The organism is Chryseobacterium nakagawai (assembly GCF_900637665.1).
GTDB lineage: Bacteria > Bacteroidota > Bacteroidia > Flavobacteriales > Weeksellaceae > Chryseobacterium > Chryseobacterium nakagawai.
This window is the reverse complement of the sequence record NZ_LR134386.1, coordinates 2,403,906-2,426,176: the sequence shown is the minus strand read 5'-3', so window position 1 is coordinate 2,426,176 and position 22,271 is coordinate 2,403,906. Positions and strand designations below refer to the sequence as shown.

Genomic DNA, 22,271 nt, shown 5'->3' with positions numbered 1-22,271 from the left:
GGGCTTTTTATTGTGCGGTATATCGCAAGGATTTCACGTTTTATACATTGAATCGGAAAGATATTCTCACGCAGATTTTGCTGATTACGCAGATGATTGAGTGAGGTTACTTTTAATAGCCACGAATGCACGAATAAATTAATTTAAAATTCTTAAAACCTATGTATCTATGTAGTTTTATGAATGTTCAATTATTTCCAGCCTCCGCCTAAAGCTGCGTAAAGATTAACCACTGCCTGAAGCTGTTGCAACTTATCTGTAACAGCATTTTGTCTTGCACTTAACAGGCTTTGCTCTGAAGTAAGAACATCTGTATAATTGGTTGCACTTGTATATTTCAATAATTCTTTTGTAAAATATACTGCCTTTTCAAGGTTGGCAATCTGCTCTTTTCTGGAGGTTGCTTTTTCATCCACCATCTGATACTGATAAAGAGCATTCGAAACTTCCTGCCCTGCTGTTAACAACACTTTCCTGTAATTGTATTCTGAAGCTTCATAATTAGCCTGAGCAACTTTTAATTTCTGTTTATTCAGTCCGTTATTAAAAATGGGCTGAGTTAATCCACCTACAATATTGGCAAAGAAAGCACCGGCATTGAAAAATGATTTTAGCTGTGTCGCATATAACCCGGCCTGTCCTGTTATGGTCAATGCAGGATAAAAAGCTGTTCTTGCCACATTAACCTGTTCGAAATTGCTTCTCAACTGCAGCTCAGCCTCCTTCACATCAGGTCTGTTAGCTAATAATTGAGCAGGAACTCCAACTGAGAGTTCACTATAGACCTGTTCGCTAAACAATGAATCTCTCTTGATAGATCCGGGTGTTCTTCCCAGTAGTAAACAAAGTGTATTTTCTGCCTGACGAATATTATTTTTAATATCAGGTACCGTAGATTTTACCGCATAATAATTAGCTGCACTTTGTACTACAGCCGCTCCTGTTACTACATTACTATTCTTCAGAATCTTCATTGTTTCTGTATCTTTGGAATAGACTTCCAAAGATTGCTGTACAATGTTCAACTGTTCATCATAAGCCAGCAACTGATAATATGTGGCTGCTATATTTGCTACAAGCTGTGTCTGCACTGCCTGTCGGTAAGCTTCACTGCCAAGATAAGCAGCATACATAGATCTTTTTGTACTTCTCAGTTTACCCCAAACATCTACCTGCCAGGATGAAAGCGCATACAGCTGATACACCTGGGAAGCAGAAGCCTGAGTACTGGCCGGATCATAGGCTCCAGCAGAAGCATTTCCCGACAAAGATGGCAAAAATGCCTGTTTGCTTTGTACAAAATTCGCTTCTGCGGCCTTAAGATTGGCTGCTGCCGTTTTCAGATCCAGATTATTAGAAATCCCCTCAGTAATAAGTTCTTGCAGCAAAGGATCTTTAAAAATTTCTTTCCATGACAGTGTTGCCATATTGCTGTTGGAATCTGTTGCTGCATCTCCGTATAGACCATCCGGAACAACCTGATTGTTAGCATATGGCTTAGTAACATCACAACTAAAAAGCATCACTGATAAAAATGCAGCCTGCACAAAAAGGTTATATTGTTTTGACCAATGTATCATACTTTACGATAGATTATTTTTATTTTCAACAATCAGCTCATCGTTTTCATCATACTTATTCGTTCCTGCTTTCTCCTGCAATCCCTGGAAAATCACATACAATCCGGGAATGACAAATATTCCCAACAAGGTTCCGAACAGCATTCCGCCAATAGAACCTATTCCTATGGATTTGTTTCCATTCGCTCCAACTCCTGTTGAAAACATCAAAGGCATTAATCCAAAAATAAAGGCCAGTGAAGTCATTAAAATAGGCCTTATTCTTATCTTTGCTCCTGCCAATGCACTATCAAACAAACTCATTCCTTCATGCCTTTTTTCAAGTGAAAGCTCTACCATTAAAATGGCATTTTTAGCCAAAAGCCCGATCAACATAATCATACTGATCTGCACATAAATATTATTATCAATTCCAAATAATTTGGCAAATACAAAAATTCCGCTTAATCCTACAGGTAGAGAAAGAATAACAGCCAGCGGCAGGATATAGCTTTCATATAATGCACTTAGAAGAAGGTAAACAAAGCAAAGGCTTAGTAAAAATATAACAACAGCCTGTGATCCTGAACTTTGCTCTTCCTTACTAATTCCACTGTATTCAAAACTATACCCCGGTGGGAGACTCTGCTCAGCCACCTGATTGATCGCTTCCATAGCCTGCCCGGTACTATAACCGTTATTGGGCGAACCATTCACGGAAATGGCATTATACATATTAAATCTTGATACAGAAGAAGGCCCGTATACTTTTTTCATGGTAATGTACTCCGAAATAGGGCTCATCGTTCCGCTTTTCGTTCTTATTTTGATGTTGTTCATCTGTTCAACGGTTCCTCTGTAAGGATTGTCCGCCTGAAGAATGATCTGATACTGTTGCCCGAATTCGGTAAAATTGCTGATATAGGAACTTCCGTAGTATACATTCATAAGATTCAGAATGTCTGATGGCTGTATTCCATTATCTTCACATTTGGCTACATTCACATCCACTTCATACTGCGGAAAATTCGGATTAAATGCTGTAGCAGCATATTGAATTTCACTTCTTTTATTAAGTTCTGCCAGAAATTTTTGAGCCACTCCAAAAAAATCATTGATGCTATGTCCACCACGGTCTTCAATCTGGAAAGTAAATCCACCACTTGTTCCAAAACCACTTATCGTAGGCTGCTGCATAAAATTGATGGAAGCTCCCTGTATATGTTTTGTTTTCTCAGTCAACTGCTGTATGACATCTTTATCTGTAACTCCAGGACGTTCACTCCAGGGTGTAAGCCTTAGAATCAGCATTCCATAAGAACTACCGCTTCCGCCCAGCTGATTTTGTCCTAAAGTAGTCATCGATGCCTGAATCTGAGGAATGGTATGAGCAATACGGTCTATCTGATTATTAATTCCCTGCACTCTTTCTTTAGTAGCAGCTGCCGGAAGGGTAACATTCACAAACACAGTTCCCATATCCTCCGAAGGAACAAAACTGGAAGCGACACTTTTAATCGTAAAGTAAAAAAGACCACCAAAACATATCACGAGTCCAATAGTCAGCCATTTTTTTCTGATCAGAAAACTGACCGCTTTCATATACTTATTGATCAGCTTATCATAATTTGAATTAAAACCAGCCTTAGCTTTTTGCAGGAAGTTTTTCTTTTCTTCTTTTTCATCGTGTTTGGGTGGACGAAGAAACATAGCCGCCAAAGCGGGACTTAAAGTAAGTGCATTCACGGCTGAAATCATAATCGCGACTGCCAGGGTAATTCCAAATTGTTTATAGAAAACCCCTGCCGATCCTCCAAGGAAAGTTACTGGTAAAAATACGGATGCCATCACCAAGGTAATGGAAACAATAGCCGGAGCAATTTCTCCCATAGCATCAATTGCCGCTTTACGTGGAGAAGTATAGCCATGTTCAAGTTTACTATGAACCGCTTCTACAACTACCACAGCATCGTCCACCACAATCCCAATTGCCAAAACAAGGGCAAACAGAGTAAGTAGGTTAAGACTATATCCGAATAAATACAGAAAAAAGAATGTTCCTATAATAGATACCGGAACCGATACACCATGGATAATTGTAGAGCGCACATCCTGTAAAAAAATAAGAATCACAAGAAATACCAATAAAAAACATTCTACCAGCGTATGCAGTACCTTGGAAATACTTTCACTAAGGAAATTATTAATATTTACAAGTTCTATTGTTTTGATTCCTGACGGAAAACTCTTAGCGGCATCTGCCATTACCTTCTGAGCCCCTATAATAACCTCCTGTGCATTGGAGCCCGGAGTCTGGCTGATAGCAATAGCAACAGCAGGTTTACCATTAATGGCAGTAGCACTGGTATAAGTTTGTGTACCCAAATCAATACGTGCAATATCTTTCAGATAAAGATACTGTCCGTTTCCTATAGATTTAACGATAACATTCTGAAACTGTTCTAAAGAAGACAAAGTCCCTGAATAAGTAATATCATATTGAAATGCCTGCGCCAGGTTATCTCCTATCTTACCCGGTGCAGCATTAAAGTTCTGAGCATTCAAGGCAGTTGTTACATCAGAAGGAACCAATCCGTAGGCGGCCATCTTATCCGGCTGTAACCAGATTCGCATAGCATACGTCATGGCTCCACCAAAAACATTGGCTCCTGCTACACCATTGGCTCTCTGTAATTGGGGAACGAGGTTAATTGCCGCATAATTCTGCAGAAATTTCTGATCGTACTGTGCCCTTTCACTGAACAGCCCTAATATCAACACATTACTACTCTGTTGTTTTCTAACCGTAACTCCAGCCTGTGTTACCGCCTGAGGCAATTTGGAAAGAATGGTACTGATCCTGTTCTGCACATCCACCGCAGCCTGGTTAGGATCCACCCCTACCGCAAAATAAACGCTGATGCTGGCAGAACCTGTGTTACTGGCAGAAGAAGTCATATAGGTCATTCCCTCTACCCCATTAATCTGCTGTTCAAGTGGAAAAACCACACTATTAATAAGTGTAGTAGTATTGGCTCCGGGGTAAGATGCCGAAACCTGGATAGTAGGAGGTGCAATATTGGGATATTGAGCTACCGGTAAACCACTGATCCCTAAAATCCCTAATACAACGATGATTACAGAAATCACCGTACTGAGTACCGGTCTTCGTATAAATAATTTCAGCATGGCAATCAGTTTGATTTGAGTTTCATAGTACGGTAGATTTCAGCGGCATTGGCAGGTGTAGGTTTAATTACTGTACTATCACTGATATTAAGCCCGTTAAGAGCAAGCTTATCTCCTGCTTTTACCCCACTGTTAATCACAACAAAATTACCATCATCTGTAGGTGAAGTAGTTACAGCTTCACTCATGACCCTATTACCACTCATTACTTTATAAACAAAAGATTTATCCTGCATCTGATACACTGCGGTCTGTGGAATCAATAAAGCATTATCCAAATTAACAGGTATCCTGATCGTAGCACTCGCTCCATTCTGAATAATTCCCAGTTTATTATTAAATATCACTTTAAAAGTAGCGGTTCCGGTACTGCTATCAATTCCGCCACTGGCTGTTTCCATTTTTCCTTTTTCCGGATATATCGTTCCGTCTGCCAACACTAAGGTAATAAGCGGCATATTATTGAGCTTTTCCGCTGTTGTATTCCCTTTCATGCTATTCATAAAACTCAGCAGTTGCTTTTCACTTAATGAAAAATAAGCAAATATGTTTGAGGTGTTGGAAAGTGTGGTCAGTGGATCTGCTGTAGTACTGCTTACCAAAGCTCCAATTTTATAAGGAATCAAACCAATTGTTCCACTTTGGGGGCTTCTGATGTAGGTATATCCCTGATTGGTTTGAGCATTGGCAAGAGTAGCCTTTGCCTGCGAAAGCGCAGCTTCTTGGGATTGCAGGGTATACTGTGCTGAACTCAGTTCATATTTACTTACAATTTCCTGCTGTACCAGAGGTTTGGCCTTTTCTACGTTCATCCTTGCAGCATTCACATTGGCTTCAGCAATTTTTATAGCAGCCTTTGCAGTAATAATATCCTGCTCATACTGAGGGTTTTTAATTCGAAACAATAATTGTCCCTTGGTGACGGAAGCTCCCTCAGGAACATAAATATCCTGAAGATATCCGGACACCATAGGTTTGATCTCCACGACATTCTGTCCCTGTATAGATGTTGGAAAATCATTATAAACAGTGACTTCTCCAGGCACTAAAGTCAATACCTGATAACTTTGTATCTCCGGGGTTTTCTGGGGTTTCTTTTTACTACAAGACAACAGTATAACCAGAATAAAAAGGATATAGCAGCTTTTTTTCATATTGATGTAATTGGCTAAAACGGGGGAACAAGACGGACATGCCTGTTTTATTTCATATATATAAAAATAAGATTTTAGCAGGTTATTTCTTAAAGAAAATTTTAAATTTTAATTAAAAAACACATATATCTCATAAAACAATATTGATAAAACAACTACCAACTCTTATCAATACAATATACTTTTATAATAACTCTTCTTTTCAACATTAAAAAAACTATTCTTCCAATAGTTTATCAGAGATTAGACCTATTTTTGTAATTTAATTCATTAAAAATCAAGATATGGATAATGATTTCCAGTTTCATTTCATTGAGCCAGATCTAAGCATCGTAGATTTCGTAGAAAATCTGGGAACATTCCAGAACCAGTCGGATGAAGCAAAAGAAGTCGTTATCATTCCGGATGGAAGGGTTGATTTATTTTTTATGCAATCGCCTTCAGAGCCCTTTCACGTTGCCCTCATCGGATTGGAAACTTATCCTGAACAAAGACAGATCCAGCCACATACCCAGGCTTTTGTAGTAAGTTTTAAACCTATCGCTGTGGAATATATTTTACACACAACGATTGCTGATGTATTAAATACAGCAAAAGAACTTCCTAATGATTTCTGGGGCTTTACAGCTGATAACTTACAGGATTTTGAACTTTGCTGCACCAAAGCCATACAAAAAATACGGGAGCTGATTCCCCAGAAAACAGATGAAAGGAAACATCACCTTTTTGAGCTCATCTATGCATCAAAAGGTGAAATGAGTGTGAATGAACTTTCTGAAAAAGTGGGTTGGAGCAGCAGACAGATCAATCGTTATTTCACGAAACAACTTGGTTTATCATTAAAGGCCTACTCTACTATTCTACGTTTTAGAGCATCTTTGGAACATATTGCACAAGGGCAATTATTTCCGGAACTTAATTACACGGATCAGAATCACTTCATTAAGGAAATCAAAAAGTTCTCAGGAGTGGCTCCGAAAGAGTTATCAAAAAACAAAAACGACCGATTTATACTATTATCCGTGCTGAAAGGACTGTAATTTTGTCCTATCAAATTTAAATACAATGCTGATAGACAATATATCAATAGCCATCGTTGGTGGTGGTCCTGCAGGACTTACACTAGCCAGACTTTTACAGTTGAAAAATGCCAATGTAAAAGTGTATGAAAGGGATTTTAATAAAGAAGCCCGTGTACAGGGGTCGCCACTTGATATGCACGAAGATTCAGGGTTGGCGGCCTTACGTAAAGCTAAGCTGTTAGAAGAATTTAAAAACACATACCGTCCGGGTGCCGATAAAATGCTTATTGTGAATGAACAGGCAGAAATCCTTTTCAGTGATCATGATACCAAGCCGGAGGAGGATTTCGGAGCTGAGCATTTCCGTCCTGAAATAGACCGCGGTCCGTTGAGAAATATGTTGCTGGAATCTCTTCAGCCAAACACCGTAGTATGGGACAGCCACTTTATATCAATGGAACCTAAAAATGAAGGGTGGCTGCTTCATTTTAAAAACGGAACCTCTGCCTATGCTGATCTGGTGATTGCAGCAGACGGGGCTCATTCCAAAATCCGGCCTTATCTCACCCATAACAAACCTGTTTATTCAGGAGTGATTATGTTGGAAGGAATTATTTCGAAAGAGCATGCCCCTCGTATCAATGCATTGATTAACGGTGGAAAAATAATGGCTTTTGGGAATTCCAAAAATATATTGATGGGTCAGAAAGGGAACGGTGATCTCGGTTTTTATGCAAGCTTTAAAGCTGATGAAAACTGGGCAGCTATTACCGGACTGAATCTCTCTGATAATACTGCGGTTCTTCAATGGTTTAAGACAGAATATCCGGAATGGAATGCAATATGGTATGAACTATTTGAAAAAGCTACTGTTCCTTTCATTCCCCGTCCTATTTACTTCATGCCTTTGGATCAGTCTTGGAAAACAAAATCCAATTTAACTTTAATAGGTGATGCAGCACATGTTATGCCTCCCTTTGCCGGAGAAGGTGCCAACATGGCAATGCTTGATGCCATGGAGCTTAGTGAACATTTAACAGATAGACGATATACTACTTTGCTGGAAGCTATTTCCCAGTATGAAATCAATATGCGAAAAAAAGCTGTAATTGCTACAAAAGAGTCTCTTGAAAACGGAGAGCGAATGCATTCCGAAACATCTTTAGCAACAATGCTGGAGTTCTTTAACGGGCACACAACTGCTTCCTAAATTTATAAGCTTTACTTCTATTAAAGAAAAAAGGCTGCTTCATTTGAAACAGCCATTTTTTCCCTCTGAAAATAAATATTCTTTCTCTCCTTAAGATCCTGATTTCGGAGATTCATCTGTGTTTTTTGGATTCATGTATTTTGTGTTTCTTTTTAGCTTTCAACATGATTGTAACATTCACCAAACAAAATAATAAATTCGGAGTTTTGTAAAAGATCTCAGTATTTATACTCTAAATCACATCACTCCCTTTTCTGTATAAGCAATATAAAATCATATCTTATCCAAGCTTTTATACAAATCTATATTTTAAATCTAAAAGGGTAAAAAATTAACCTACTACACAAATACATCATCAAAACAAAATATTAGAAACCAATAGGTTAAATACATACATAAAAAACAACTCATAGAGCTTAGAATCAGAATATGCAGAAAAAAAGCGTAAAAAATACGTAGAGAAAATACCTTACCTGCGCATCAATATATGATACATGTGTGACTACATATTGTCTATGTTATCCCATTTTACAAATATTTGCACCAAAAACCATTATAAACACAAGGCACTAACTGTCAATCTATTAAAATCTAATTAACCAACTGTAGTATTCATGTAGTAGACTTATTTTTTATTATTTAATGAAAAATTTTCAAATTTGAACCCAGAGACCACAAAGAAATCTGAGTGGCGAAAAAAAAATATATTTCGAATGCTGTCTGATATGATGAATCAGGCAGTTTTTTTTACATATATCTAGAGTACCAAAAAATAAAAAGTATTAGTTTCTGTTTGTACTAATTGAGCCATTTCATGACTTTATATTCTTTCAGCTAAATTACCTTGTATAGAATAGGAATCTTGTTAAAAATACAATGTAAGTTCCACAGAGCATAGAACTCTGGCTCAAAAACATTCAAGGTTAGGATAGATTGTTTCTTAGTACAGAAATACCTTTTAAAATTTAAAGATAAGGGAGTTGACTCATCATTTAATATTATCAAAGAAAACATAAATGTCTGTTTCCGTAGGAATATTCATTTTTTTTCGAATTCTGTATTTCTTCTGCTGAATAGTTCTATGTTGAACAAGGGTATAATTGGCTATCTCCTTAGAACTGAAATGGAGCTTCAACATCGCACAGAAAATTAATTCTGAATTTTCCAGATTAGGATTAATAGCTAAAAGCTGATCTATATATCCTGGATAAACTTCTTTAAAATAGGAAAGAAACTCAGGATCATTTCTTTTGGCCATTTCCATAATTTCCTCCTGCCTCTTATCATTAATCTTGATTTTCAGATCTTCAGCCTCTGATTTCAGATCTGCTTTTCTTTTTCTTAATGTATTGATGATTCTCCAAGCATATATAGCCAACAATGAGAGTCCGGCAAAAGACAGAAAAGCAACCCATTGCATCTTCCTTGTATGTTCTTCAGTATCAGTTCTGCCTAATGAAATAAAAGATTCCATATCTTGGTTAATGGTCGCTAGCATGGCTGTATTGGCCTTGTTTTTAGCATCAGTATAAGCTTTAAGGTAGAAATAAGCTTTTTCTTTGTCTCCTGTAGATGCATATAAAGACCTCAGATCATTATAAATATATTTAGTGTATTGTGCAAAAATACGTCTGGTCTTCTTATCGATTTCCAAAGCCATCAAAAATTCTTTTTCTGCCTTATCATATTCTCCGTAAGCAACATAATATTCTCCCATAACCGTGTGGATATTAAGTGCTATAGCATCATCTTTTTTGTTCATACTCATGGTATGATAAGCTCTTGTTATGTACTTATAAGCCGAGTCTTTATTCTTATGATTATAAACATAATCACTTATTACACAATCTGCAATTCCGGTGTTATCCAACATTCTTGCTTTATGAAAATATTCCAAAGCTTCTTTAGGCTTCTTTTTTTGTGTATAATAGTCTCCTTGCTGCAGATAAATATAATAAAGAACCGTCTTTTTTAATTCGGATTTTTTGCTTCTTTCAATATTACTTAATGCTTCATTATTGTATTCAAATGCCTTATCCACTCTTCTCAGTTCAGCATTGAATCTGCTATAAATGTTATAAAATATAGCCTTGTGTAAAGGATTGTCTGAGTCTTTCAGAATTTCTTTAGCACTATTAAAAAGAATATTAGATTTCCGATAATTCTCCAGCGACATATTCACTCTGGCTAAGTTGATATAACATAGTGCCTTACCGTCTTCATATCCTATTTCCTGTGCTTTTTTGTAGTATTTTTTATTGAGATTAACCAGAGAGTCATATTCACCAGCAAGCCGGAATTCTTCATTCTGCTTCATCAAAGGAATATCAAAACTCTTTTCATATTTACTGGAATCAGGGCTACAGGAAATGAAAAGAAGAAATAATATAAAAAGAAGAACCCGTACCATAATGCTTTTTCCCTTTAACTGAATTTTTTTATAAATTAAGATTTAAAATTGATTTTTACGAATTTGTAATATTACATTTTCTTTAAATCAATTTACAATACTATATTTATGATTCTTTAAGTACTTATTTTATCAAAAAAATCATAAATATCTTCTTCACCAGGAATATTAAGCCTTTTTCTGATCCTGTATTTTTTTTGTTGAACAGATCTGTGCTGAACAAAACTATAATCAGCGATCTCTTTGGATGAAAAATGAAGTTTCAGCATGGCACAAAATGCCAATTCAGAGTTTTCGAGATCCGGATTGATCTTTAAGAGGGTATTTATAAAATCCGGGTACAATTCTTTAAACTTCATTAGAAATGAGGAATCATTTTTTCTGGCAAGTTCATTAATTTCCTCCAACATTTTTATTTTAACATGGCTTTTCAATTCCTCTGTTTCTTCTTTTAAAACTTTCTTTTTTAACCTCTGAGATTGAATAGTTTTCTGCACGTATATACCTGATATCGTAAGTACCGTGATGGATAAGGCAATAGCTAAAGGCAAATCACTTCTATGCCAGTCTGTTTCCGGCTTCATTTCAGAGATAAAATTCTCTGTAGCTTTATTCATGGTGTTTAATCGTGCTACATCCAAACGTCCCTCCTCTTCCATATATTTTTGGAGGTAATAATAGGCTTTACCACCATCATTTTTCTTTTTATAAAGTTCTGCGAGAGACTTGTATACATTATTGATGTGCGAAGAATAGGTACGTCGTGTTTTTATATTAATTTCCAGGGCTTTTTTAAGCGCTTTTTCTGCCTGTTCATTATTATTAATTTCGTTATAATAGTATCCCATGGTATAATATACCCAAAGCGATTCTGCATCGCTTGTTTTTTGGCTGAACATCTTTTCTTCCGATTTTGCAATATAAATCCCCGCAGAATCCGGCTGATGCCTGAAGAGATAATACTGAGCTACCATACAGTTGCTATATGCTGAGTTTTCTAACTCATTTCCTTTCAGAAAAGATTTCAGTGATGTTCCATACCAGCCTTTCCATGCATATTGAATCCCTTTATTGATGAATAATCTGGAAAAAAGCTCTTTTTTAAGCTCAGAATCCTTTGCTTCTTTCAGGTATAAGAATGCTTTCTTATTACATGCTATAGCTTTATCATATAATTTAAGATGAGAATAATACTGGCTATAATCATCATAAAATGCAGCTTTATGGAAACTGTTTGGGGAATTTTCCAGGTCTTTTCCTGCTTTATTAAAAAAAAGCAGTGCATTTTCGTAGTTTCCTGCAGATACATTTACCTCTGCCATATTCAGGTAGCAAAGGCCTATTCCTTCTTGATACCCCATTTTGGCTGCTTTATTCAAATATTTAATATTGAGCTCAATAAGCGCCTCATATTCTCCGGAAAGCTGCAGATCTGAACTCTTAGTGATCAAAGCAACATCAAAGGCTTCCTTCTCTTTATCCCGGGGATCTGTACTGCAGGAAACCAGATACAATAATAAACTTATGCTTATAGCACAAATCATCATCTTTCGTAAGATTATTGTATATGTTTTATTATTTTTAATAATGATCGATTTTTAGTTTCTCTCTTTCTATCCACTGCATTTCCCCATGCCTACCCCATCACGTAATGGATTTATAAAACGATCTTCAAATTGATATTTTTACCAATCCATTTTATAAATATACATAATTTATATATTCAATCTTCATATAAAATCATAATCTCCCGCAGATCTACAGTGAAAAATAAATGGTCCCTTTTCTTATAATAAAACAATCTGAAATTAAATTTGTTACATTTTTCCGATGTGACTACATGATGGATTTTATTTCATTTTTCTTTAAAACCAAAACAACCTCACCCTATTCAATTTATGAGATTAAAGAAAAATTAACTCTACCTTTATCATTCCAAAAAGATTAATCATGAATATAATATATCGAAAACTTTTATCCAATGAAAGCACCATGTACAGGAACATCCGTCTGGAAAGCCTAGAACAGTTTCCCGACTCCTTTGAAGCCGACTATCAGCAAGCTTTGAACACGGAGAAACTCAGAATGGAAATTGATATTGAAAATCAAACTCCTGAAAAGTTTGTCTTTGGTGCCTTTGCAGATCATGCCCTTATTGGTCTTTGCACTTTTGTTAAAAATGAAAACAATTCCGGGAATATCTACCAGATGTATGTACAAAAGAGATTCCAAGGGAAAAATATAGGCTCCCATCTGGTACAGGCGGTTATTCAGGAAGCCAAAAAGAAATTTACGATCACTGAAATAGCTTTAGAAGTAGCCTCTAAAAATTACTCTGCTTATCAGCTATACAAAAAGAATGGGTTTAAAGAAGTTAACGATGAAAATGATACAAACATTTCCGATATTGTTGTCATGAAATACACTATATAAAAACCAAAAAGAACTACAAAAATGTAGTTCTTTTTTTATTGGTGACCCGGCTGGGATTCGAACCCAGGACCCATACATTAAAAGTGTATTGCTCTACCAGCTGAGCTACCGAGTCGGCCACTTACTTCTTCAAGTAAATCCCTTTGTTTAAGGGACTGCAAAGATAGGAAAATATACTATAAATCCAAGTCTGTTGAAGCTTTTTTCATCTGGAAATTCACTATTCTTCCTTAAAAGAATTAATCCTGTTTATGGATTAAAATAAACATTCTCACACAATAGACTGATAAATAATTATTTGTCCTTAAAATGCGATATGGAAAATTTCCATATCGCATTTTAATAATTTCACTGTTTTTATTAGAGTTATATTGTAGCCATAGTTACCAAAGAAGTGGAGCTTTGTCTCCCTCTTTATTTTCAGCATAATAAAGAGAAGGAAGAACCTGAGCGAGATAGGTAAATTCACTATAGCAATGTTCCATCAGTCCAAATCCCACTTCATCTGATAACGGATTTTCACTATCTGCCAGTAACGCTCCGAGATAAAAATGACTTCTTAATGTACACCCCTGTACTGTATCCCTAACTACATGGAACATATAACCATCAATAGGATCACCATTAGCATCTATAGGAGTATCTTCACCAAACCCTATTCTAGCATAAACCACCGCACTCACTGCTTTATCAGCATAGGCTTGCTTTAAAATATCAGCATCAAACATCTCTGCCGGATCGTGGAATTTTATAGTCGCAGATACGGGTGGAATATCCCCCAAAGATTCTGTAGCATGTATGGTAGCCCCAATATAATTTTCATTTTTGATCCATTTGTTATCCCAACCGCCATGTTCCACGTGGTCATGAGGATGCCATAGTCTAAGATCTGCTGTTGTTTCAAAATACTTGAACCACCAATCCATCATTTTTCCTTTGCAGTTATGCAGAACATTTCTCATTGCAATATGGAGCATTCCGTTCTCGAGTCTCCTGATCCCAGCTTCAAGGGCTATGGGTTTAGGAGATAAAAGTGCATTAATATCCCTGAACATTAGTTCTTCAATTTCCTTTGTTGGTTTCATACTTGATCTTTTAATTACATTATCTGAACTTTCAATCGAACAGCCTGGAAGCAGGTTGAAATTATTTTGATTCTTTCACCATGCACTTCTTAAACCTTTGATTGTTGTACAAATTTAACGCACAATGATTCTCAGGTTATTGTACTATTTTCTAATCGATCTGTACAATTTGGAAATGTTTTGTCATAAGATTACCTATCTCATATACAAAGCATAAAATGAATTTAAAAAGATGAAAATCTAACTGCGTTTACAGACAAACATTACGTTTCTTGAATTCCTCAGGAGTGTGTCCTGTTTGCTTTTTATAAAACCGGGAAAAATAAGCCGGATCATCAAAATGAAGATCAAATGCAATTTCTTTTATTGTGAGCTCTCCGGAAATCAACATCCTATCTGCTTCTACAACTACTCGGTCATGCAGCAGTTGAGTAAGGGTCTTATTCATTTTATCCTTTAGAATCTGGTTGATCCGTTTTTCACTCACTCCTATTTTTGAAGCGTAAAATTTTGCCTTCCGTTCAATTTTGTAATGTTCATCCATCAGCATAATGAACTGATAGACTCTTTTCTGATGGATATCCTGGTTTAAAAAATAGTGTTGACTGGCACGGATTAAATTCAGGAGAAAAACTTTCAGTAAGGATTTTAGAACCAAATAACTTCCCATTGAATGCTGGTATTCTTTCTCAATCAATATACTGAGGTACTGAAGTATTTCTACAACATCCTCACTCAAATGAAGGTTGGTATACTGCCCATGTATATTAAAAAGATTGAAAACATCCAGTGCAAATTCTTTATTATCTTCTTCCAGATAATCTCTTTTGAAAGCGATCACACATCCCTTCTTTCCTTCAAAATTTATTTTTTCACAACGATATAGAGGAATAAGATATATACAGTGACTATTATTTATCGAATTGCTATCATCTCTAAACCAAATCATTTCAAAAAGATGGATTCGTTCGGAACTCTCCATATAGGTATCCGGACAGTTTTGGAATTTAAAAAAGGTAAATTTCGATGGATCGATCTGATGAATGAATTTCATATCCGCGTTCAATTAACAATGTTATACAAATATACGGGACTTCAAGATTGGAATACAATAATAAAGAACCACTGAAACAGTAGTTCTTTATTATTGATAACTGCACAGAGATGCAATCTTCATATGTTTATAAAAGACTTAATATTATATTACTTAATCACTGTAGCTTTGAAAGAAAAAGATGAACCCCCAGCAGAGCCGGCATCATATACATAAACAGTTATGGTATTTGCAGAAGTTACTTTAGGGGTAAAGATTGGCGGATAATCTCCTGCTGGAATATTACCTGTTGGATTTACAATAACGGCGTCTCCTACCGCAGCTCCATTGACTGTAATTGTAAATGACCCAGCATTACCCGCAGCCGGCATTGTAGCAGTTGCAGTTCCTGTTAACAGTTGTGCCCCGCCACTACTTGGTGCAGCCCAGGTTCCATCACCTCTAAGATAAGTTGAAGAACTTGCAGTACCTGAAGTTGTAGATATCTTGGCGACTGTAACAGAGGCATCTGCAATCTTAGTTGTAGATATTTTATTAGCTCCAATAGTTAATACTCCGGAAGTATTTATTGTGGCATCCCCACTCATATTTACAGGAGCTCCAGGCGCAAAAGGTGCAGTTGAATTAGTCAAAATAATTTGTCCACCAGCTGTTCCATTAGAAAAACCTGCTCCAGTAACTCCTATTAATCCTTGGGCTCCTACAGCTCCTGTTGGGCCCGTAACTCCCTGAATACCTTGTATACCCTGAGCACCTGTGACTCCGGTAGCTCCTATTAATCCCTGAGCACCTACAGCTCCTGTTGGACCCGTAACTCCCTGAATACCTTGCATACCCTGTGCTCCTGTGACACCGGTAGCTCCTATTAATCCCTGAGCACCTACAGGACCCGTTGGACCCGTAACTCCCTGAATACCTTGTATACCCTGAGCACCTGTGACACCGGTAGCTCCTATTAATCCCTGAGCACCTACAGCTCCTGTTGGACCCGTAACTCCCTGAATACCTTGCATACCCTGAGCACCTACAGGACCCGTTGGACCGGTAACTCCCTGAATACCTTGAGGGCCAGGAATAGAGCTTCCTGAAGTTTTTGCATATAAAGCATAAGGAACACTTAGTAACTGGGATATTCCTGTTATGGTGTAATTATTTGCTCCGTTAGGATCTGTTTCTATTTTTATAAAGTAAATATCGGATCCCCAATTAATTGTGGAATACGAGCCACTAACCAAGGTACCTGCACCAATTTTTACAGTTACTAAACCATTAATATTGGTAGATTGAGTTTGAGTTTCTGAGTATACTACCGTTCCTGTTGTTGAGCCTTTCAATATAGAAAACCTCATTCCTACATTCTGGTTACTTACCAATTGATTACTTGAATTTCTAATAATAGCCTGATAGCTCATTGCATCCTGCACTTGCGAAAACATTACAGCAGAAACTAAAGAGGCTGCTAGAATGGAAAGCTTTTTCATAGGTAATTAGTTTTATAGTTTATTTGTTTTTTAGAACCTTAAAAATTTTGATATTTTCACCCTCTTTCGATACTTTTAATAAATACATCGAAGCAGGATAAGACGTCATTGTAATTTGAGTTTGTGGTTGAGTGATAGGCTGACCTGTTAGTAATTTACCACTACTATCAAAAAGTTCATAGCGATATTTATTGTAATCTTTAAATCCCACCTTCAAATTAAGAATATCTGTTGTAGGGTTTGGAAAAACAGCAAGGCTCAAATTGATTTCAATAATACTGACTCCTAATGTAGGTACAATTTCATAAGATTGCTGAACACCAGGTGTAACACTTCCTACAGAAGAAGGTATTGTTTCATAAAAACTTTGACCAACAGAAGCTGTGATATTGCCTGTACTACCAGACATATTATTACCACTGGTATTTAAAGTTTCTTGTGCAGAAATCTGAATAGAGAAACTCACAAGAAATAATGAAAGTGTAAAAAATGTAGTTTTCATATCACATTGATGTGTATATTTATTAGTTTTTCAAATATATAACTATATTATGATAACTATATTAATATATGATTAAAAATATAAATAACCCAATAGTGATATAACCTATTCTTTACTCATTCTATCATTTATAACTCCCATATTTTATTTTTAATTCTTGAAACACCTATATAAGTTCTTTTAAATAATCTCTATTTTGCCTTACAGAAGGACAGTCTGGTCTTGAAAGAGCTGCTTTTTCATTATATTCATTAGCTTTTTTATATTCTCCTAAAAAAGATAAACAGACACAAGCTTCAACATTAGGAATATATCCAAAGTAATCAGAAAATACAAAACCTACTGAATGAGATATTGGCAATCTTGTCGCCATATCAAACCATTTAAAAGCCTGATGATAATCTTGCTTATCTTTATAATAATATCCTAATTCACAACAGATTTCCGGTCTAGGAATATCATATTCAAAACTTTTTAGTAAAGTGGGTAGAACTTTTTCTTTGATGTTATTATTTTTATATTCAATGGCTAATTGATGGCAACAGCTAATCACATCTTCTATCCAGCCTGCACCGGATGCTAAAAATTTCTCAAAAAAAGTTATTGCTTTAGCTGTTTCATTGTGGTCTTTCAATTCTCTTGCATAGTAATATAGCTGTCTTGCAGAAAACTCTTTTCCACTCTGCTCTAAAGCTCTATATATATCAATATTTCTTGTTGATATGACTCCGGATTCTGCTTTTTTATGCCAAATTTCAATATCAGTATAGTGTATATTGCCCACTAAAGGGATACATTCGTGAACAGGGTCAATCCATTGATAATTTTTGTTTTTTTTGAATAATCTTTCACGGGTGGAATAAAAAGCTGGATGACCATTTTGATCAAATGACAAAACGTATTTCATAGTAACAATCTCAACATCACCATTCAGTCTTTTCTTCAATTCATTAATTTCCTTAACTGATTTTTCAGGTATAACATCATCTGCGTCTAGCCACATTTGATAGTCCATAACCGCTTTAGAGAATGCAAAATTACGTGCAGCCGAAAAATCATTAATCCACTCAAAATCAAAAATTTTATCTGTAAATTTTCCAGCAATTTCTTTAGTTTTATCGGTAGATCCTGTATCTACAACAATAATTTCATCTGCAAATCTTACTGCATTTTCCAAACATCTGCTTAAAACTTTTTCCTCATTTTTAACAATTAAGCACAAACTTATTTTCATGGATTTCTAGTAATTTTTAAGGATATAAATATACTAGTATTAATTGTAGATATTAATGAATAGGAATTCTTATTGAAAATAGCACTCTAAACTCTTGAAATATGCTCCAAAGCATCTGTCTGTATTCAGGATGGTACATATCAAAGAGATAAAAACAAATAATAAGAGGGAGTAAGAATGTATATGTTCACCAAAAATAATTGACCAAACAAAAAAAGAACTACTGAAACAGTAGTTCTTTGTATTGGTGACCCGGCTGGGATTCGAACCCAGGACCCATACATTAAAAGTGTATTGCTCTACCAGCTGAGCTACCGAGTCGGCCATTTACTTTTTCAGGTAAATATTTTTCTTAAATAAAAACTACTAAAACAGGAGTTCTTTTGTTTGTGACCCGGCTGGGATTCGAACCCAGGACCCATACATTAAAAGTGTATTGCTCTACCAGCTGAGCTACCGAGTCGGCCACTTACTTTTTCAAGTAAATATTTTTCTTAAATAAAAACCACTAAAACAGTAGTTTTTTTGTTTGTGACCCGGCTGGGATTCGAACCCAGGACCCATACATTAAAAGTGTATTGCTCTACCAGCTGAGCTACCGAGTCGGCCACTTACTTTTTTAAGTAAATCCCTTTGTTTAAGGGACTGCAAAGATAGAAAAATCTCTTTTAAATCCAAGATTTATAACGCTTTTTTATCATAAAATTTCGCTGCTAATCGGCAAATATCTGTTTATAAATTAATTATGAAAATTATTTTTTTTTCAAAAAAATACAATATGGTACTGCTTATTGAAATCGCAGGCAATTTCTATTAGGATCTGTATCGATTAAGCCCCTAATAAAATCCACTTTATTCTCTTTTCTATTACTGTTCATTGGATTTCTTATAAAGATGTTCTATTTTTGAACAAAATGGTCATAGAGATTCATGATGGGTTTAGTTTTCCAACAAAATAAACCTTTACCAATCATAGCTTTCTGCTTTATAAGTCAATATTTATGAAATTAATTACTCCTAAAAGATTAGTTGATGGTGATAAAGTGGCAAGCATTTCCATGTCATGGGGTGCTGCCGGCGAACTGCCACACCGATATTCAAAAGGTAAAAAACGACTGAATCAGGTTTTTAATCTGGAAGTTACCGAAACTAAACATGCACTACAATCTGCACAATGGATCTATAAAAATCCGGAAGCGAGAGCTAATGACCTTATGGAAGCATTTTCAGATCCTGCCATAAAAGCCATTATCTCAAATATTGGTGGAGATGACAGTATCCGGATGCTGAAATACATTGATCTTGATATCATTAAAAATAATCCTAAAATATTTCTTGGGTTTTCCGACAGTACGATTACCCATTTCATATGCCTCAAAGCAGGTCTAAGCTCATTTTACGGCACTTCCCTATTGGTTGGTTTTGCAGAAAATGTAGTAATGCATGATTACCAAATCAATGATATCAGACAAACACTGTTCTCTCCTTCTATTATTGGACAAATTCATCCGAACCCAGAAGGCTGGACTACTGAATTCCTCGATTGGTTTGATGTTTCCTTACAGGATATAAAAAGAAAACTGACCCTACCATCAGGATGGCGTTTTATCAGAGGAAATTCTATCGTTCAGGGACCATTGATTGGTGGATGTATGGAAGTATTGGAAATGCTTAAAGGAACCGAATATTGGCCAGATGCCGAAGTCTGGAAAAACTGCATCCTGTTTTTTGAAACATCAGAAGGGAAACCACACCCTGATTATTTCAGATATTGGCTTCGGAATTATGCCGCAACCGGAATTCTGAAAAATGCCAAAGGAATTATTTTCGGAAGACCTTATGACAATCTGTATGCTGAAGAATATGAAATAGAATTATTAAAAGTATTAGATGAAGAGGGCTTATATGATTTACCTGTCATTACACAAATGGATTTTGGCCATACCTGCCCTACTTTTACCGTTCCTTATGGAAGATTGGCAGAAATTAATTGTGTAGATAAGACTTTTTCTATATTGGAAAGCGGAGTTCTGTAAAGGCTTATTTTTTATAAAACAGTTTCGGCGGGCCTTTGGCCCGCCGAAACTTCTTAATCTAAAATCTCACGCAGATTTCACAGATTACACTGATTTTTAATCTTCATTTTTAAATAATAAAATACCTAATAATTTGTAACATTAGTGTCTAAACTCTTTCTGCTGATATTCAAAAAGCGACACAATAGTATCTGTCAATTTTTTTCCATGATGTTTTTCCACCAAATATAACGCAGCGTCTATTCCTGCTGTTATTCCCGCTGTAGTAATCAACTGGCCCTGATCTACAAAACGTACATTTCTTTTCACCGTACTCTTCGGATTATGTTGCTCTAAAGTATCCAGCAACATAGAATGGGTCGTAATTTCATGATGATCTAAAATGCCTGTTTTAGATAAATGCATACTTCCTGTACAGACAGTGAAAACAGTAATTCCATGATGATACAAATCTTTCACCCATTGCATCACCGTTTTCTGAAAGCCATCATCCTGCAGATATTCCATCACACGGTCCGGATTGGCACCCGGTATGACAATCATATCCGGTTGAGGAGCTGTTTGTATAGTATATGTTGGAATGATCGCCATCGTATTTGCTTCCATAAATACAGCGTCTTTAGTTTTTCCAACAGTATAACAGTTATAGCTTCCTTCAGCGATTACATTCGCCTTAATAAATACATCCAATGGACCATTCAGATCAAGGGCTTCTACCTGATCATAAATCAGAAATGCTACATTCATTGTCTTGTTCTTTTGTTGATTCATATAATATTCTAAAAAATTAATAGTTTAAATAAGGGCACAGTTTTCCTCGCTGACCATTGATTATCAGCTTTAAAAATTAAAAAAGTAAAAGAATTATATTGTTCCTTTAGATGTTTTCCGGTATTGTGACGGAGAAATAAAGAGGTATTTCAAAAATAACCGCCGAAGAGAAGCTACAGTACCAAAACCACATTTTTCAGCAATCATATCGATACTCATTTCTGTATATTCCAACATATTTTTAGCCTGATCCAGTCTCATTTTTTCAAGAAACTTACCGGGAGTCATTCCTGATTCTTTCAAAAATACTCTGGAGAAATTACGGACACTCATATGTACAGATTCTGCCATAAATTCTATACTGATGACCTGCCCGAGCTTATCTTTAAGCAAATCCCTGATTTCCTTGGTGAACGGAGACAATGTTCCATAATCGGAAATAGCATTTCCAAACTGAGACTGCACTCCAGGTCTTTTCAAATGCAAAACGAGATGTTTCGCCACCTCAGAAGCTATTGGTTTTCCAAAATCTTCTTCCAATAGAGCTAGTGCCAGATCTATTCCGGAAGAAACGCCTCCTGAAGTGTATATTCCCTGATTATAGATAAAAAAAGGATTGATATTGACGTTCAGATCAGGATAAGTCCGCTGTAGAATATCAGCATATTTCCAGTGAGTTGTCACTTGTTTTCCCGTCAGCAACCCAGCTTTCGCTAAAATAAATGCACCTACACATACTGATCCTAACCGTCTTACTTCTCCCATTATATTTTGTAGATAACCATAAATTTCAGGATTAACGTCATCTAATATGCTCAAATCAGTACCCGCAACCAATAAAGTATCTATCGGAAAATCTATATCATAAATGGTATAACTGCAGATTAAAGGAATTCCTGAACCAGAATAAATTATTTTATCTGAAGTGCCGGATATCAGATGGACCTGATATTTTAAACCATATTGAGTATCCGTCAAAAAGAAATTGGCAGCTATGAATACATCGCAGGGACCAGCAACATCCAATAACTGGACCTGGGGCAAGACCAAAATTGCTATATTTTTTATTCCTGAATATTTTCCTGCATTTTCCATGTATCAATCTGTATACTACAAATGTACTGAGAATGA

The 22,271-nt window shown here is 36.0% G+C and carries 16 protein-coding genes and 4 tRNA genes; 4 read left to right on the top strand and 16 right to left on the bottom strand.

All coding sequences use genetic code 11. The features are described 5' to 3' along the window. Positions 1-191: 191 nt before the first annotated feature. The 3 genes from EL260_RS11040 to EL260_RS11030 are packed head-to-tail and all read right to left on the bottom strand — an operon-like array spanning position 192 to position 5,902. Complete coding sequence (locus EL260_RS11040) at positions 192-1,580, bottom strand: efflux transporter outer membrane subunit (protein ID WP_123860323.1); 1,389 nt, start codon at positions 1,578-1,580, stop codon at positions 192-194. 3 nt (positions 1,581-1,583) lie between these two features. After that, entirely contained in the window at positions 1,584-4,748 is a 3,165-nt protein-coding gene (locus EL260_RS11035) for an efflux RND transporter permease subunit (RefSeq protein ID WP_123860322.1), read from the bottom strand. A gap of 5 nt (positions 4,749-4,753) precedes the next feature. Next, positions 4,754-5,902, bottom strand: coding sequence for an efflux RND transporter periplasmic adaptor subunit (locus EL260_RS11030; RefSeq protein WP_123860321.1), 1,149 nt, complete (start codon positions 5,900-5,902; stop codon positions 4,754-4,756). A 284-nt stretch (positions 5,903-6,186) separates the two neighbouring features. Here EL260_RS11030 and EL260_RS11025 point away from each other — a divergent pair, with 284 nt between their 5' ends. Both EL260_RS11025 and EL260_RS11020 read left to right on the top strand, forming a co-directional pair. Beyond that, on the top strand, positions 6,187-6,942 hold the full coding sequence (locus EL260_RS11025; protein ID WP_123860320.1) for a helix-turn-helix domain-containing protein: 756 nt from the start codon (positions 6,187-6,189) through the stop codon (positions 6,940-6,942). 25 nt (positions 6,943-6,967) lie between these two features. Next, a complete protein-coding gene (locus EL260_RS11020; protein WP_123860319.1) occupies positions 6,968-8,134 on the top strand; it encodes an FAD-dependent oxidoreductase in 1,167 nt (388 codons plus the stop codon). 988 nt (positions 8,135-9,122) lie between these two features. On the opposite strand, the gene EL260_RS11015 is transcribed toward EL260_RS11020, so the two are convergent. Together EL260_RS11015 and EL260_RS11010 are read right to left on the bottom strand one after the other, a co-directional pair. Continuing rightward, the gene (locus EL260_RS11015; RefSeq protein ID WP_123860318.1) at positions 9,123-10,544 is read right to left on the bottom strand and encodes a tetratricopeptide repeat protein; all 1,422 of its coding nucleotides are present in this window, start codon (positions 10,542-10,544) and stop codon (positions 9,123-9,125) included. 116 nt (positions 10,545-10,660) lie between these two features. Then, a complete protein-coding gene (locus tag EL260_RS11010) occupies positions 10,661-12,091 on the bottom strand; it encodes a tetratricopeptide repeat protein (RefSeq protein WP_123860317.1) in 1,431 nt (476 codons plus the stop codon). A 403-nt stretch (positions 12,092-12,494) separates the two neighbouring features. Between EL260_RS11010 and EL260_RS11005 the strand changes: the two genes are divergently transcribed. Then, positions 12,495-12,977: a GNAT family N-acetyltransferase gene (locus EL260_RS11005; protein WP_123860316.1), complete on the top strand. Its 483-nt coding sequence runs from the start codon at positions 12,495-12,497 to the stop codon at positions 12,975-12,977. 39 nt (positions 12,978-13,016) lie between these two features. On the opposite strand, the gene EL260_RS11000 is transcribed toward EL260_RS11005, so the two are convergent. From EL260_RS11000 to EL260_RS10960, 9 genes are all read right to left on the bottom strand, one after another. After that, a tRNA-Lys gene (locus EL260_RS11000) sits at positions 13,017-13,092 on the bottom strand. Positions 13,093-13,360: 268 nt separating this feature from the next. Further along, positions 13,361-14,062, bottom strand: a complete 702-nt coding sequence (locus EL260_RS10995; RefSeq protein WP_185145905.1) for a DAPG hydrolase family protein — start codon at positions 14,060-14,062, stop codon at positions 13,361-13,363. A gap of 250 nt (positions 14,063-14,312) precedes the next feature. Continuing rightward, positions 14,313-15,116 carry a helix-turn-helix domain-containing protein gene (locus EL260_RS10990; RefSeq protein WP_123860315.1) on the bottom strand — a complete coding sequence of 268 codons (804 nt, stop codon included), beginning with the start codon at positions 15,114-15,116 and terminating at the stop codon, positions 14,313-14,315. Positions 15,117-15,265: 149 nt separating this feature from the next. After that, a complete protein-coding gene (locus EL260_RS26145) occupies positions 15,266-16,597 on the bottom strand; it encodes a collagen-like domain-containing protein (RefSeq protein ID WP_123860314.1) in 1,332 nt (443 codons plus the stop codon). A gap of 19 nt (positions 16,598-16,616) precedes the next feature. After that, on the bottom strand, positions 16,617-17,099 hold the full coding sequence (locus tag EL260_RS10980) for a T9SS type A sorting domain-containing protein (protein ID WP_123860313.1): 483 nt from the start codon (positions 17,097-17,099) through the stop codon (positions 16,617-16,619). A gap of 166 nt (positions 17,100-17,265) precedes the next feature. After that, positions 17,266-18,333: a glycosyltransferase family 2 protein gene (locus EL260_RS10975; RefSeq protein WP_123860312.1), complete on the bottom strand. Its 1,068-nt coding sequence runs from the start codon at positions 18,331-18,333 to the stop codon at positions 17,266-17,268. 245 nt (positions 18,334-18,578) lie between these two features. Next, positions 18,579-18,654, bottom strand: a tRNA-Lys gene (locus tag EL260_RS10970). 69 nt (positions 18,655-18,723) lie between these two features. Further along, a tRNA-Lys gene (locus EL260_RS10965) sits at positions 18,724-18,796 on the bottom strand. 69 nt (positions 18,797-18,865) lie between these two features. After that, positions 18,866-18,938, bottom strand: a tRNA-Lys gene (locus EL260_RS10960). A 396-nt stretch (positions 18,939-19,334) separates the two neighbouring features. On the opposite strand from EL260_RS10960, the gene EL260_RS10955 reads away from it, so the two are divergent. Next, positions 19,335-20,369 (top strand): S66 family peptidase, encoded by a 1,035-nt coding sequence (locus EL260_RS10955; protein WP_123860311.1) that lies wholly within the window; start codon positions 19,335-19,337, stop codon positions 20,367-20,369. A 141-nt stretch (positions 20,370-20,510) separates the two neighbouring features. On the opposite strand, the gene EL260_RS10950 is transcribed toward EL260_RS10955, so the two are convergent. Continuing rightward, positions 20,511-21,116, bottom strand: a complete 606-nt coding sequence (locus EL260_RS10950) for a DJ-1/PfpI family protein (protein ID WP_228445408.1) — start codon at positions 21,114-21,116, stop codon at positions 20,511-20,513. A gap of 117 nt (positions 21,117-21,233) precedes the next feature. Beyond that, positions 21,234-22,235 (bottom strand): GlxA family transcriptional regulator, encoded by a 1,002-nt coding sequence (locus tag EL260_RS10945; RefSeq protein ID WP_123860309.1) that lies wholly within the window; start codon positions 22,233-22,235, stop codon positions 21,234-21,236. Between the last annotated feature and the right edge of the window lie 36 nt (positions 22,236-22,271).

Coding starts and splice junctions, on each gene's coding strand:
- EL260_RS10995 (WP_185145905.1), bottom strand. CDS start 14,062: ATGAAACCAACAAAGGAAATTGAAGAACTAATGTTCAGGGATATTAAT.
- EL260_RS10945 (WP_123860309.1), bottom strand. CDS start 22,235: ATGGAAAATGCAGGAAAATATTCAGGAATAAAAAATATAGCAATTTTG.
- EL260_RS10980 (WP_123860313.1), bottom strand. CDS start 17,099: ATGAAAACTACATTTTTTACACTTTCATTATTTCTTGTGAGTTTCTCT.
- EL260_RS11030 (WP_123860321.1), bottom strand. CDS start 5,902: ATGAAAAAAAGCTGCTATATCCTTTTTATTCTGGTTATACTGTTGTCT.
- EL260_RS10975 (WP_123860312.1), bottom strand. CDS start 18,333: ATGAAAATAAGTTTGTGCTTAATTGTTAAAAATGAGGAAAAAGTTTTA.
- EL260_RS10990 (WP_123860315.1), bottom strand. CDS start 15,116: ATGAAATTCATTCATCAGATCGATCCATCGAAATTTACCTTTTTTAAA.
- EL260_RS11010 (WP_123860317.1), bottom strand. CDS start 12,091: ATGATGATTTGTGCTATAAGCATAAGTTTATTATTGTATCTGGTTTCC.
- EL260_RS11020 (WP_123860319.1), top strand. CDS start 6,968: ATGCTGATAGACAATATATCAATAGCCATCGTTGGTGGTGGTCCTGCA.
- EL260_RS26145 (WP_123860314.1), bottom strand. CDS start 16,597: ATGAAAAAGCTTTCCATTCTAGCAGCCTCTTTAGTTTCTGCTGTAATG.
- EL260_RS11035 (WP_123860322.1), bottom strand. CDS start 4,748: ATGCTGAAATTATTTATACGAAGACCGGTACTCAGTACGGTGATTTCT.
- EL260_RS11025 (WP_123860320.1), top strand. CDS start 6,187: ATGGATAATGATTTCCAGTTTCATTTCATTGAGCCAGATCTAAGCATC.
- EL260_RS10955 (WP_123860311.1), top strand. CDS start 19,335: ATGAAATTAATTACTCCTAAAAGATTAGTTGATGGTGATAAAGTGGCA.
- EL260_RS11005 (WP_123860316.1), top strand. CDS start 12,495: ATGAATATAATATATCGAAAACTTTTATCCAATGAAAGCACCATGTAC.
- EL260_RS11040 (WP_123860323.1), bottom strand. CDS start 1,580: ATGATACATTGGTCAAAACAATATAACCTTTTTGTGCAGGCTGCATTT.
- EL260_RS11015 (WP_123860318.1), bottom strand. CDS start 10,544: ATGGTACGGGTTCTTCTTTTTATATTATTTCTTCTTTTCATTTCCTGT.
- EL260_RS10950 (WP_228445408.1), bottom strand. CDS start 21,116: ATGAATGTAGCATTTCTGATTTATGATCAGGTAGAAGCCCTTGATCTG.